The sequence below is a fragment of the Amycolatopsis speibonae genome, assembly GCF_042647925.1.
GTDB classification, from domain to species: Bacteria; Actinomycetota; Actinomycetes; order Mycobacteriales; family Pseudonocardiaceae; genus Amycolatopsis; species Amycolatopsis speibonae.
Window position 1 is genome coordinate 46,323 of the sequence record NZ_JBHRWK010000160.1, and the last position, 12,648, is coordinate 58,970.

At 71.9% G+C, this 12,648-nt stretch carries 10 protein-coding genes; 7 read left to right on the forward strand and 3 right to left on the reverse strand.

The window, feature by feature from the left end; translation table 11 throughout:
• Positions 1-25 precede the first annotated feature (25 nt).
• From ACFOSH_RS43560 to ACFOSH_RS43585, 6 genes are all read left to right on the forward strand, one after another.
• Positions 26-1,282 carry an acyl-CoA dehydrogenase family protein gene (locus tag ACFOSH_RS43560; RefSeq protein WP_378247600.1) on the forward strand — a complete coding sequence of 419 codons (1,257 nt, stop codon included), beginning with the start codon at positions 26-28 and terminating at the stop codon, positions 1,280-1,282.
• A complete protein-coding gene (locus ACFOSH_RS43565; RefSeq protein WP_378247602.1) occupies positions 1,272-2,423 on the forward strand; it encodes a cytochrome P450 in 1,152 nt (383 codons plus the stop codon). The genes ACFOSH_RS43560 and ACFOSH_RS43565 overlap by 11 nt, the downstream gene beginning before the upstream one ends.
• Entirely contained in the window at positions 2,417-7,396 is a 4,980-nt protein-coding gene (locus ACFOSH_RS43570) for a type I polyketide synthase (protein WP_378247604.1), read from the forward strand. Before ACFOSH_RS43565 ends, ACFOSH_RS43570 begins: the two co-directional genes overlap by 7 nt.
• A complete protein-coding gene (locus ACFOSH_RS43575) occupies positions 7,393-8,592 on the forward strand; it encodes a cytochrome P450 (RefSeq protein WP_378247606.1) in 1,200 nt (399 codons plus the stop codon). The genes ACFOSH_RS43570 and ACFOSH_RS43575 overlap by 4 nt, the downstream gene beginning before the upstream one ends.
• A 111-nt stretch (positions 8,593-8,703) precedes the next feature.
• Positions 8,704-10,188: an MFS transporter gene (locus tag ACFOSH_RS43580; protein ID WP_378247608.1), complete on the forward strand. Its 1,485-nt coding sequence runs from the start codon at positions 8,704-8,706 to the stop codon at positions 10,186-10,188.
• On the forward strand, positions 10,185-10,889 hold the full coding sequence (locus ACFOSH_RS43585) for an alpha/beta hydrolase (RefSeq protein ID WP_378247610.1): 705 nt from the start codon (positions 10,185-10,187) through the stop codon (positions 10,887-10,889). The genes ACFOSH_RS43580 and ACFOSH_RS43585 overlap by 4 nt, the downstream gene beginning before the upstream one ends.
• Here the strand turns inward: ACFOSH_RS43585 and ACFOSH_RS43590 are convergent.
• Complete coding sequence (locus ACFOSH_RS43590) at positions 10,886-11,287, reverse strand: SpoIIE family protein phosphatase (RefSeq protein WP_378247664.1); 402 nt, start codon at positions 11,285-11,287, stop codon at positions 10,886-10,888. The two genes, ACFOSH_RS43585 and ACFOSH_RS43590, sit on opposite strands and share 4 nt — an antisense overlap.
• 239 nt (positions 11,288-11,526) lie before the next feature.
• Between ACFOSH_RS43590 and ACFOSH_RS43595 the strand changes: the two genes are divergently transcribed.
• On the forward strand, positions 11,527-11,889 hold the full coding sequence (locus ACFOSH_RS43595) for a transposase (protein WP_378247666.1): 363 nt from the start codon (positions 11,527-11,529) through the stop codon (positions 11,887-11,889).
• A gap of 54 nt (positions 11,890-11,943) precedes the next feature.
• On the opposite strand, the gene ACFOSH_RS43600 is transcribed toward ACFOSH_RS43595, so the two are convergent.
• Positions 11,944-12,261, reverse strand: a complete 318-nt coding sequence (locus tag ACFOSH_RS43600) for a hypothetical protein (protein ID WP_378247612.1) — start codon at positions 12,259-12,261, stop codon at positions 11,944-11,946.
• Positions 12,262-12,420: 159 nt separating this feature from the next.
• Positions 12,421-12,621, reverse strand: coding sequence for a hypothetical protein (locus ACFOSH_RS43605; protein WP_378247614.1), 201 nt, complete (start codon positions 12,619-12,621; stop codon positions 12,421-12,423).
• Positions 12,622-12,648 lie beyond the last annotated feature (27 nt).

A 12,648-nucleotide genomic window follows, 5' to 3' on the forward strand; every position in this document is an offset into this window, starting at 1 on the left:
TCACTCACTCGGAACGGAACGGGGCATGTCGATTCCTCGCGGGATAACAGCAGCGCCCATCCACACACCCGAATGGCTTGTGCGCCAAGCCGTCGCGCTCCGGCCGGTTCTCCTCGCCAACCAGGCCGAGACGGAGCGACGTACCTACTACTCCGAGAGGCTACACCGGGCGTTCCTGGCCGCGGGTTTCTACCGGACGCTGGTACCGCACCGTTACGGCGGCCTCGAGTTCGACGTGCCCACCTTCCTCCGCCTGCTCATCGAGCTGGCCCGGGGCTGTGCCTCCACCGCCTGGTGCCTGGGCCTGGCCGCCGGGCACTCGCTCCAGGTCGGCTCGTACTTCGAGGAGCGGGCACAGGAGGAGCTGTTCGGTGACGGGGACTTCCGGGCCGCCGCGGTGACCGCGCCCACCGTGACGGCCAGCGAGAACAACGGCGGGTGGTCCCTGTCCGGCAAGGTCGGCTACTGCTCCGGCATTCCCTACTCCACCCATTTCCTCGGCCAGGCGGTGCCGGCCCACGGCACGGCGGAGTCACCGCTGTTGTACGTGGCGCCGCGCAGCGAGTGGACGATGCTGGACGACTGGGGCGACTCGCTTGGCCTGCGCGGCAGTGGTTCGCACAGCATCCAGTTCCGCGACAGCGCCTGGATCCCCCAGCACTGGGCGATACCGGACCTCAACGTCGGCGAGGCCGAGGTCAGCGACGGCACGCCCGGACTCCGCCTGCACGGAAACCCTTTGTACGCGGGCAGATCGCGCAGTGTGTTCACGATGACGATCGCCGCGCTGGCGGTGGGCACGGGCTACCAGGCACTCGACGCCTATGAGGAACAGCTGCGCACCCGTCGGACCTGCTTCCCGCCGGTCGGCCCGCGCCTGGCCGACCCGGACTACCAGCGGTGGTACGGGGCCGCGTTCGCCCGGCTGGCCACCGCCCGCGCCGCCCTGCTGCACTGCGCCGACGAGCACATGGCGCTGTGCGCGCGGGGAGCGCACGGCGGCGAGCCCTACGGCGCGTTGGACGAGCAGCGGCTGGCCGCGATCGCGCGCGAGGTGACGGTGCAGGTGTGGGACATCGTGGCGCAGGAGCTGCTGCGCACGGTGGGCGCCACGGTGCTCGCCGCGGGCACGTGGTTCGAGCGGGTGCACCGGGACCTGTCGACGATCATCAGCCACCGCAACGTCAGCTTCCGGGACCCGCTGCATCGCGGTCTGGCCCAGCTGCACCTGGGCATCGCACCGATCGTCACCGACACCCCAGGAGACCGTCATGCCCGTTGACTTCCTCGACAACACAACCGGAGAACCGGTGCGCCAGGTGACGCTGCCCAGCGGCCGGCGGGCCTGGCTGGTGCACAGCTACGAACTCGCCCGGCAGGTCCTCAACGACGCCGGCCTGTCCAACGACAAGTCCAGTCTTGGCAAGCGGTCCCCGCTGGCCGCGCTGCCCCCGAGGGAACGCGCGATCTTCGAGAACGACCTGCTCAACACCGACCCACCGCACCACACACGCATGCGGAAACTGGTCTCGCGCGCGTTCACCGCACGGGCCTCCGCCGCGTTCCGGCCCGCCGCCGAACGCATCGCGGAGGAGCTGGTGGACTCCTTCGCGCACGAGCCGGAGGCTGATCTGTTCACGCGGTACACCAAGCCGTTGACCACGCTGGCGCTGGCCGACCTGCTGGGCATTCCGCGGGCGGACTGCGCGCGGGTGCGGGCCTGGTGTGACGTCTTCGCCGCCGACGTCCTGCGGATCCAGGACCGTACCCTGGTGGCCGCCGCGGAGATGCTGGAGTACGTGCGGGACCTGGGCCAGCGCAAACGTCTGGCCCCGGGCGAGGACCTTATCTCCCAGCTGAGCACGGCCGGGGTCAGTGCGGACGACCAGTGTTCGCTGGTCATGCTCGTGCTGATCGCGGGCCAGACCGCCACCACACAGATGATCACCCGGGGCCTGTGCCTGCTGTTGACTCACCCCGAGCAGCTGGCCTCGGTCCGCGCCGACCCGGCGCTGCTGCCGGGGGCGGTCGAGGAGATCCTGCGCCACGCGACCCCGCTGCGGATCACCAGTTTCCGGGTGTCCTTCAGCAAGCCGCTGCGCGTTGGCGCGGTGGAGATCCCCGCCGGGGAGATCGTGGGGTGTGCGCTGCCGGACGCCAACCGGGACCCAGCACGCTTCCCCGATCCGGACACCTTCGACGTGCACCGCACCGACAACCCACACCTGGCCTTCGGTTTGGGCCCGCACTGGTGTGTGGGCGCGAGCCTGGCCAGGCTGGAGGCGAAGGTGGCGATCACGGTCCTGCTGCGGCGGTTCCGGCACGTTGAGCTCGCGGTGCCCGAGGAGGAGCTGCCCCGGCTGTACACGCCGCTGATGACGCAGCTGGTTGGCCTGCCAGTACGGCTGGAACCGACATGCTGACGCTGCCCGAGGCCTTCCAAGCGGCCGTCGCCGACAGCGGGGACGGGATCGCGTTCCACGGCGCGGAGGGTGCTCGCACGTGGCGTGAGTGGGAGCGGCAAGCCAACGCGGTCGCGCGGGGGTTGCAAGAACTGGGGGTGCGGCCCGGGGACGTGGTCGCGGTGCGGCTGCCCAACTCCGAGGAGTTCCTGGTCCTGCACGTCGCCGTGGCCATGATCGGCGCGGTACTGCTGCCGGTGCCGCTGGACTGCGGCCAGGCGGAGCTCCAGCTCCTGCTCGACCGCACCGGGCCGTCGATGCTGGTTCTGCCCGAGCGGTGGCGGGACCAACCAGGCACCGAGACGTGGCAGTCCCTCGGCGCTGGGCGGCCAGAACACCTGCTGCTCGCGGACTGTCCGGCCACGGTGCCGGGATCGCTGCGCCGTCTGGCCGAGGACTGGGCGGACGCCGCGCCCGTGCTCGTCGAGGTGCGCCCGGAGAGCCCGCTGGTGCTGGTGGCCTCGTCCGGGACCAGCTCGGCGCGGCCGAAGATCTGCGTGCACTCCCACGCCGGGCTGCTGGCCAACGCCGCGACGGTGCTGGCCGACGGTGGCGCGCCCCGGGCCGGTGAGGTCCTGGTCAGTGCCAGCCCGTTCAGCTTCCTGTTCGGCCTACTGTCCGTGCACGTCTGCGTGCTGGCCCGGGCCACGCAGGCGCTGCTGCCCACCTGGCGGACCGAGGCGTTCCAGGACCTGGCGCGTGCGACCGGACCGGCGGTGCTGTTCGCCGTACCCACCCAGCTGCGGGACATCCTCCAGGGAGACGCACCAGGCAGGCTGCGCCAGGTGCGGACCGGTGGCGCACAGGTACCGGAAGACCTGGTGCGCGAGGTGCGTCAGCTGCTGGCCGACGAGGTGGTCATCCAGTGGGGCATGACGGAACTGGGCGCGGGCACCTACACGCGGCCGGGCGATCCCCTGAACACGGTCGGCCGCCCGGTGACCGGGGCACAGGCCCGCGTGGTGGGCGCGGCCGGGGAGCTGGAGTTCCACAGCCCCACCATGTTCCTCGGCTACCACGGCGAACCGGAGCTGACCGCCCAGGCGTTCACCCCCGACGGCTGGTTCCGCACCGGTGACCTGGCCAGCATTGACGACGCCGGGTTCGTGACGCTGCGGGGCCGGACAACGGACCTTGTCAACGTAGGCGGCCGCAAGGTCAACGCGGCTGAGCTGGAACGCGCCATCACCGCACTCGCGCCGGTCCGGGAGGCCGTGGTGGTCGCCTGTCCCGATCACCGGCTCGGCGAAGTGCCCGCACTGATCTGCACTGTCCACAATGGACACAGCCTCACGCTGGCGGAGGTGACCGAGCATCTGCTCGCCCAGGGCCAGGCCCGGCACGCGCTGCCGGTCGTGATGCTTGTGGTGGCTGACCTGCCGCGCACCCCGAACGGCAAGATCGCGCGGCACCAGGTCCGGGACCTCGCCATCGCCCGGCTCGGCGAACCACAGGACACCCTCACGCTGGTCCGGGAGCTCGCCTCGGACATCATCGGCGCACCCGTCACCCCGGACGAGCCCTTCCACCGGCAGGGTTTCGACTCACTGTCCGGGGTACGGCTGGCCACCGCGCTGGCGGCGGCGACCGGGATCGCCGTGTCCAGGAGCCTGATCTTCGACTGCCCCACCCCGAGGGCGGTGGCGCAGCTCCTCGCCGGGGGCCGGCGCGCGGTTCCGTCCCCGGTGCGGGGTGACACCGGGGAACCCCTGGCGATCATCGGGCTGGGCTGCCGGTTGCCCGGCGGCATCGACTCCCCGGAGGCGTTCTGGGCCCTGCTCGCCGAGGGCGGACAGGTGCGCACAGAGCTGCCCCGGGACCGGGACTGGCCGCTCGACGAGCTGTACTCCGCCGTCCCGGCGGCGGGCCGGACCTCGGTACGGCACGGCGCGTTCCTCGCCGCCGCCGGGGACTTCGACGCGGAGTTCTTCGGTCTCACCGAACGCGAGGCCCGGACGCTGGACCCGCAGCAGCGCGTGCTCCTGGAAACCGCCTGGCAGGCCCTGGAACGAGCCGGGCTCACCCAGCGGGAACTGCGCGGCTCGGACACGGGTGTCTTCGTCGGCATGATGGCCTCGGACTACGCGCCAAGCTGGTTCGCGGCGCCGGAACACTACGACGGCGCCCTGGGCCTGGGCACCGCCGCGAGCACCGCGTCCGGGCGGCTGGCCTACCTGCTGGACACACACGGCCCGGCGCTCACCGTAGACACGGCGTGCTCGTCCTCGCTGGTCGCCCTGCATCTGGCGGGCCAGGCACTGCGGCGGCACGAGGCCGGCCTGGCCGTGGTCGCGGGGGTCACGGTGATGTCCTCGCCCGCGAATCTGGTCGAGTTCGACCGGCAGGGCCTGCTCGCCCCGGACGGACAGTGCAAGCCGTTCGACGCCAGCGCGGACGGCGTCGGGCTCGCCGAGGGCGCGGGCGTGCTGGTGCTCCAGCGGCTGTCCGACGCACGCGAGCAGGGCCGCACGGTACTGGCCGTGCTCCGGGGCAGCGCGGTGGTGCAGGACGGGGCAAGCAACGGCCTGACCGCGCCGAACGGCCACGCCCAGGAAGCGGTGCTCGCCCAGGCGCTGCGGGCGTCCGGGCTCACCACGGCCGAGATCGACGCGGTCGAGGCGCACGGCACTGGCACGGTTCTGGGGGACGCGGTCGAGGCACGGGCCCTGGCGGCGGTGTACGACACGCCGCTGTGGCTGGGGTCGGTCAAGGCGAACGTCGGGCACACCCAGGCCGCCGCAGGCCTCGTGTCGGTGCTCAAGATGGTGCTCGCGCTACGGCACGCCACCCTGCCCCGGACCCCGCTCGCGGACCAGCCGAGCCCCGAGATCGGCTCTGCGGCCCTGCGCCTGCTCACCGAGCCGGTGCCGTGGCCACGGTCCACCCGGCCGAGGCGGGCCGGGGTGTCGGCCTTCGGCCTCAGCGGCACCAACGCGCACGTGGTGCTGGAGGAAGCCCCGGACGAGCCGGTGCCGCCCCGGTCCGGCCCGGCGGTCCCGTGGCTGTTCTCCGCGCCGAACCCCGCCGTGCTGCCCGTACTGGCGGCCCGGCTGCGCGCGGCCCGGCCCGGCACGGACTTCGGACACGCCCTGGCCACCGGCCGGAACCTGTTCCCCCACCGGGCGGCGGTCCTGCCGGACGCCGACGGCAGCCATCTCGCGGGCCTGGCCGCGCTGGCGGACGGGACCAACTCGCCGCACGTGCTGACAGGTACGGCGTCACCCGACTCTTCGACGGTATTTGTGTTCCCAGACAACGGAATCCCGTCGCCGGTCCTGGCGACCCGGCTGCTGGCCGAGTTCCCGGCCTTCGCCGCCACGATCGAGAACTGCGCGGCAGCGCTGGCCGAACACGTGCCGTGGTCCCTGCTCGCGGTGCTGCGTGGCGATTCCAGCCCCGGCCCGGTGGCCGACCGGTGTGTGGCCTTCGCGGTCCAGCTCGGCCTGGCCGCGCTCTGGCGGGCTCACGGCGTGTGCCCGGACGCGGTGTCCGGCCCTGGCCAGATCGCCGCGGCCTGTGTCGCGGGCGAACTGTCACTGCCGGACGCGGTGCGGCTGCTCATCACCGGGACGCCCGGGCCCGCACTCCAGCCGGTCCCGACGGGCGATCACGTGGTCATCGAGATCAGCACCCCGCACGACGACGCGCCGCACTGGTTCCTCCGGTCGCTGGCCGAGGCCCACGTGCGCGGCGCCCCGGTGGACTGGCGCACCGTGTTCGGTACCCGGGCCGCCGACGCGAACCCGCTGCCCACCTACCCGTTCCAGAGGCGGCCACACTGGCTGGTACCGCCCGACGAGCCCCCGGCGCGGCCGGAGAACCGGGAACAGCTGCTCGCGCTTGTGCTCGACTCCGTGCGAACCCTGTTGGAGACGGACGATCCGGCACTGCCGTCGTCCACAATGGACTTCGAGCGGCAGGGCCTGACCTCCCTGGACGCCATCGAGCTGGGCAACCGCCTGGCCTCGACCCTCGCGCTCGACCTGCCCGCGACGGTCGTCTTCGAGGCACGGACGCCGGACCGGCTGGCTGAGCAGCTGATGGCCGAGCTGACCGCCAGCCCCGCCGAAGCCACGCCGGACCGCCCGGCCGAGGACACGCGGCTGCCCGGCGACTTCGAGACGCTGTACCGCCTGCTGTGTGCCGGCGGCCACGCCGAGAACGCCTGGGAGATGGTGGGCGCGGTCGCCCGGCTCCGCTCGTTCTTCACCGCCGCCGACGCCCCGGAACACCTGGGTACCGGCGGGTTCCGGCACGTGACCGGGCGGCACCAGCCCACCCTGGTGTGCCTGCCCGCCATCGTGTCCCTGGCGGGCCGAGCCGAGTACCGCAACCTCGCCGCCCCCTTCGCCGGGATCCGGGACGTGGTGCAGCTCGACGAGGTGGGCTGCCGGGACGGCGAGGCCCTGCCCGCCGATCTCGACGCACTGGTCGCGAACGTACTGCAGCGAGTACCGGACGGGCCGGTTGTGCTCTGCGGACGGTCCTTCGGCGGCTGGCTCGCCCACGCGGTGGCCACCCGCCTGGCCGAGGCGGGCCGCCCGCCGGACGGGGTGATCCTGCTCGACACCTTCTGGCCCGGCGAGGAGTTCGTCCGCACCTTCACGCCCCGCGCGCTGCGCCGGCTCGCCGACCGGCAGCACGAGCTGGGCACCACACTCGGGCTGGCCCGGCTCACCGCGATCGGCTGGCAGCTGCGGCTGCTCGCGGACTGGCGGCCGGAGCCCAGCGGGGTACCGACCCTGTCCGTGCTGCCCGAGGAGCAGACCCCGGTCGAGCAGCGGCTGCACGGTGCTGGCTGGCGCCTGCCGCACACCGAGGTCCAGGTGCCCGCTGACCATTTCAGCATCCTGGACGGGGACGCGGGCGCGACGGCCGAAGCGGTCGAGACGTGGCTGGCCCCCCTGGGCGCGGCCCGGACGGGTGCCCCGTGACCACCCCGGTCCGGCTGGTCACCCGCGAGTTCATGCGCGACCCCTATCCCTCGCTCCGGGCGATCCGGGAACAGCGCGCGGCCACGCCCATCGACGCCGCCGGGCTGCGGGCCTGGGTGGTCACCCGGTACGACGACGCCCGGACGCTGCTCGCCCACCCGGACGTCGGCAAGGACCTGGTCGCCAACCAGGAGGCGATCCTGCGGGCCTCGGTGCTCCGCCCCGAGAAGCTGCGCGGCATCCCGCTCGCGCTGCGGCGGCACATGCTCGACCGGGACGAGCCGGACCACACCCGGCTGCGCGGCCTGGTCAGCGACTTCTTCAGCGGCCCGGCCATCACCGCGTGGCGGCCCAGGATCGAGCAGGTCACCGCGCACCTGTTGGCCGGGCTGCCGTTTGGCGAGGAGATCGACCTCATCGAGCACTTCACCCGGCCGCTGGCCCGGACGGTCACCGCCGAACTGCTGGGTGTCCCGGCCGGAGACGAAGCGCCGTTCCCAGCCTGGGTCAACGCCCTGCTCACCTCCTTCCAGCGCGAGGACCTGCGGCGTTCCGCGGACCACCTGGTCGCCTTCATCCGGACGCTGCTGCGACACCGCGCGGCCGACCCCGGCGACGACGTGGCCTCCCGGCTGGCCGCCCGCGCGGCCGCCGGGGAGCTGACCGAGAACGAGGCGATCGCCTCGGTACACGTGCTGATGACCGGCGGCCTGGAGCCGCTGAACGGGATCGCGAACGCCGTGCACGCCCTGCTGCACCACCCGGACCAGCTCGCCGCGCTGCGCGCCGACCCCGGTCTCCTCTCCGGCTGTGTGGAGGAGACGCTGCGGTACGAGAGCCCCTTCCGCATGCTCACCCCACGGTTCGCCCGCGCCCCGGTACCGCTGACGGACCTGACTATCCCGGCGAACGAGATGATCCTGGTGTGCCCGGCGGCGGCGGGCCGGGACCCGAGCCGTTTTGTGGACCCGGATCGCTTCGACATCACGCGGAACGCCAAGGCGCATCTGGGTTTCGGCCGGGGCAGCCATCGGTGTTTGGGCGCGCAACTAGGCCGGATCGAGATGACGGTGGCGCTGTCCGCGCTGCTGGCCACGGCACCGGGCATCCGCCTGGCCCGCGAACCGCTCTGGCAGCCGGGACTGTTCATGCGGCGGCTGCACACACTACCCGTTGTACTGCCCCGAAGGAGTTAGGTCATGACACTCCTCAGGAGAACGAGACGCAACCCAGCCACAAGCACGAGCGAAACCGCACAACACCAACCCAACGCAACCACAGAAGAAAAAACCCGGGGAGGCGGAACCGTGACTGGGCCGTGGTGGACCCTGGCCGGGGTCAGCACCGCCAGCTTCCTCGCCTGCATCGACCTGACCATCGTGAACACGGCCGCTCCCGGTATCGCCCGCGAGCTGGACGCGACCGTGCCGCAGACCCAGCTGATCGTCAACATCTTCGTGGTGGCGCTGGCGGTCTCCGTGCTGCCCGCGGGACGGCTGTGCGACTACTTCGGGCAGCGGCGGGCCCTGAACTTCGGCATCGTGCTGGCCGGGCTGTCCGCACTGGGCGCCGGGTGCGCGCCCGGGGTGGAGTTCTTGGTGGTCTGCCGGTTCGTCCTGGGCGTGGCCTGCGCGATCCTGTGCATCACCGCCAGCGCGATCGTCAACGCCACCTTCCCCGAACACCAGCGGGGCCGCGCGATGGGCGTGCTGTTCGGCGTCAACAGCGCCAGCCAGGCACTGGGGCCGATCCTGGGCGGATTCCTGGTCGGCACGGCGGGCTGGCGCTGGGTTTTCCTGGCCACCGTGCCCCTGGCCGCCGTCGCGCTGGCGATCTGCGCGGTCAGTGTGGGCCGGGAGCACGACGCGCGCCAGCACGACCGCCTGGACTGGACCGGCATCGGGCTGTTTGTGCTGGGCCTGTCCGGGATCGTGCTCGGCGTCAGTGTGGGCGGCACCCTGGACTGGAGCCGGTGGTGGGTGCTCGGGCTGGTCACGCTGGGTGTGCTGGCCCTGGCTGCCTTCCTGTTCGCCGACCGGAGATCACGCTCCCCGCTGGTCCCGGTGCGGCTGTTCGCCAACCACGATTTCCGCCGCGCCATCACCGTCGAGTTCGCCTCCGGGATGTTCATCATGACGGCGCTGTTCCTGCTGCCTCTCTACCTGAGCGTGGTGCTCGGTCTGGACGACTTCGCCCTGGGGCTGCTGGTGCTGCCGATCAGTGTGACCGTGGCGGCACTGTCGCCGGTGGTCGGCAGGCTGACCGACCGCTTCAGCCCACGCCCCCTGCTGCGGGCCGGGCTCGTGCTCCTCGCCGCGTCGGCGCTGGCCCAGTACGGCTTCGGCACGGACGCCAGCCTCGGGCTGGTTGTGGTCGCGACCGTGCTGATGGGCCTGGGCTGGGCCTGCACCCTCAGCCCGGCCGCGATCACCGCGGTGTCGGCGGTACCGCCCCACCAGTCCGGCACGGCGGTCGGCTCCACGTGGACCTTCCACACCGCGGGCGGCACCCTGGGCCTTGCGGCGAGCATGCTGCTGTTCCGGGGATTCGCCGAAACGCACCTGGATGAGGCTCTGCGGGCGCGCGGGGTGGTCCCGGGGCCGTGGGCCGAGCAGGTCGTCTCGACCCCGAGGACCGGCGCGGACACCCTCCAGCGTTTCTCCGGGCTCAGTCCGGCCGAGGCCACCGAGCTGATGCACGCCACCTTCGCGGCCGGGCACGGCGCCGCCCTGCTGGCCCTGGCGGGCGTGTCACTGGCCGTGCTGCTCGGCGTCACGGTGCGCACCCGGTGACCGAACGGCGCTTTGTGCTCGGCGACATCCCGGGTGTGCTGTGGCTGCCCGAGGACCCGGGTGGCCAGGTGCCGCTGGTGCTGCTCGCCCACGGCGGCGGTCAGCACACGCGGTCCCCGGGCCTGCTGGCCCAGGCCCGCCACCTCGCCGGGGACCACGGGTTCGCCGTCGCGGCCATCGACGCGCCCGGACACGGTGACCGGCGGCGGCCCGGTCTCATCGATGCGCTGGCCGCGGTCCTCCGGGAGAGCGCGGTGACCGGGGAGCCGCCCGGCCCGGGAATCGCCCAGGTCAACGCCGGTCTCGCCGCGCAGGCGGTACACGACTGGCGGGCGACACTGGACGCCCTGCCCTCGCTCGGCTGGGCGGGCGGACCGGTCGGGTTCTGGGGACTGTCGCTGGGCAGCTCGATCGGCGTGCCTCTGACGGCGGCCGAACCGAGGATCACCGCGGCCGTCCTCGGTCTCGCCGGACGGGAGGCCCTCGCCGAGGCCGCGCGCCGGGTGACCGTGCCGGTGCGGTTCCTGGTGCAGTGGCACGACCGGCTGCTGCCCCGGGAGTCGGCCCTCGCGCTCTTCGACGCCTTCGCCTCTCTGGAGAAGTCCCTGCACGCCAACCCCGGCGACCACCACGAGGTGCCAGAGTCCGAAGTGGACAGTGCGGCCCGGTTCCTCGCCCGCCACCTGCGCCGGAGCGCCTAGCGGCCGACCCATTCCAGGCATACCCCGACCGCGTCGTCGTCCAGGTCCTGGTCCTGGGCCTGGGCCTGGTAGAACGTGCGCAGGTCGTGCGGCAGCGCCCGGATCGCCTCGCCCGGCGGAAGGTCCGCCGTACTGCGCAACTGGCGCTCCAACAGGTCGACGTAGCGGCGGTCTTCGTGCACCTCCTCGTAGATCCCGTCACTCAGTATGAACAGGCGGTCGCCCTGGTATACGGGGAACTCCTGTTCGACGTAGACCGTGCTGTCGAACATGCCCAGAGGAAGCTGCGGTTCCAGCAGGACCGGTTCCACCTTGCCGTCCCGGACCCGCCAGATCCGCGGCGAGCCCGCGTCGATCGCGGTGACCAGGTTCTTGGCGATGTCCAGGTACAGCAACAGGGTGGAGAACGTGCTGGCGGCCGCCGTACTGGGACCAGATCGCCTGGTCGGCCAGGGCCGCCTGGTCCGGCAGGCTCACCCCGGCCCGGCGCGCGTTGCGGAGGGCGTGGATGGCCAGGCCGGAGAGCAGGGCCGCGTCCACGCTCTCGCCCATGCCGTTGGTGACCGCGATGGTCAGGGAGTCGGCGTCGGCGGTCCAGTCGAAGTTGTCACCCCGGACCGCGTAGGCCGGGTTCCAGCTGGCCCGCCAGGCTGAACTCGGCCTCTCGAACCGGCTCACTCGTCACCTCGACCGGAAGATCCATCTGGTCGTGGACGGGCACCCTTCACACCGGGCGAAGCTGCTCAAAGCCTGGCTGGCCGAGCGCGCGGAACGGATCGAGATGCATTTCCTGCCCCCGTACAGCCCCGAGCTCAACCCCGTCGAACTCCTCAACGGCGACCTCAAACAACACGTCACCGCAACACAAAGCCCCCCCCCGCGATCAGCAGGAACCAGCGGCAGGCGCACGCACCCACTTACGCCACCGCCAGAACCAGCCAGACCGCGTCAAAGCCTTCTTCGGCAAGGAAGAAGTCCGCTACGCAGCCGAATAACCTGACACATTTGCCCTACGGCTCAATAACCGTCATTGCCACTCACGAGGCTTGAGGCGCTAGCGAACGCAGCGGGCACCGCGAATGCCCTTGCTCTCGCTTTCGTACGAGCGCACGCTTTCGGCCGCCTGGACGACGAAGCAGTACCGCCGACCGGGCTCGACATCGACCCGGTAGGCCGTGCCGCTCTCGACATAGTGCGTCTTCCTCGGCAGGTCCACTCCCGCGACGATGACGGCGTAGTGCAGCGTGGATTCGTTGCTGCTCCAGGAGAGTCGGACGTACGTGCCGTGGTCGACAGGCTCGGCGAGTTCGAGCCGCACGGGTTTGACGGTTGTGGTGGGCGCGCTCAGCTCGCTCGGCCGGTTCCGCAGCACGAAAACTCCTGCCGCGGCGGGGACCACGGCCGCGACCCCTAGGATCAGCCGGGTTTCCCTTTACTGTGGCATCGTCAGGGTGCTCGAACTCGCCCACCAGGCCCATCGGATGCTCACGGACGAGGCTGTGGATCTCGTACCGAGCATGTCGGACGCGGGTCAGCAGATTCGCCACGACCAGCGTATCCAGCTCGGCTTCGCACCCGGATCGAGCAACGCGCGTGCTGCGTCAGCGCAGAACCGATCGCCCGGATGCAAACTCAGCAGTCGGTAGACGCGCTGGGATTTCGCGGGAAGGTCCTGATGGGAGACCTCGAACACGGCCTCCACGACCGGGCCATCCTCGGTCAGCTTCTTCAAGACCGAAGGTGCCGCCTTGAGCCGGCT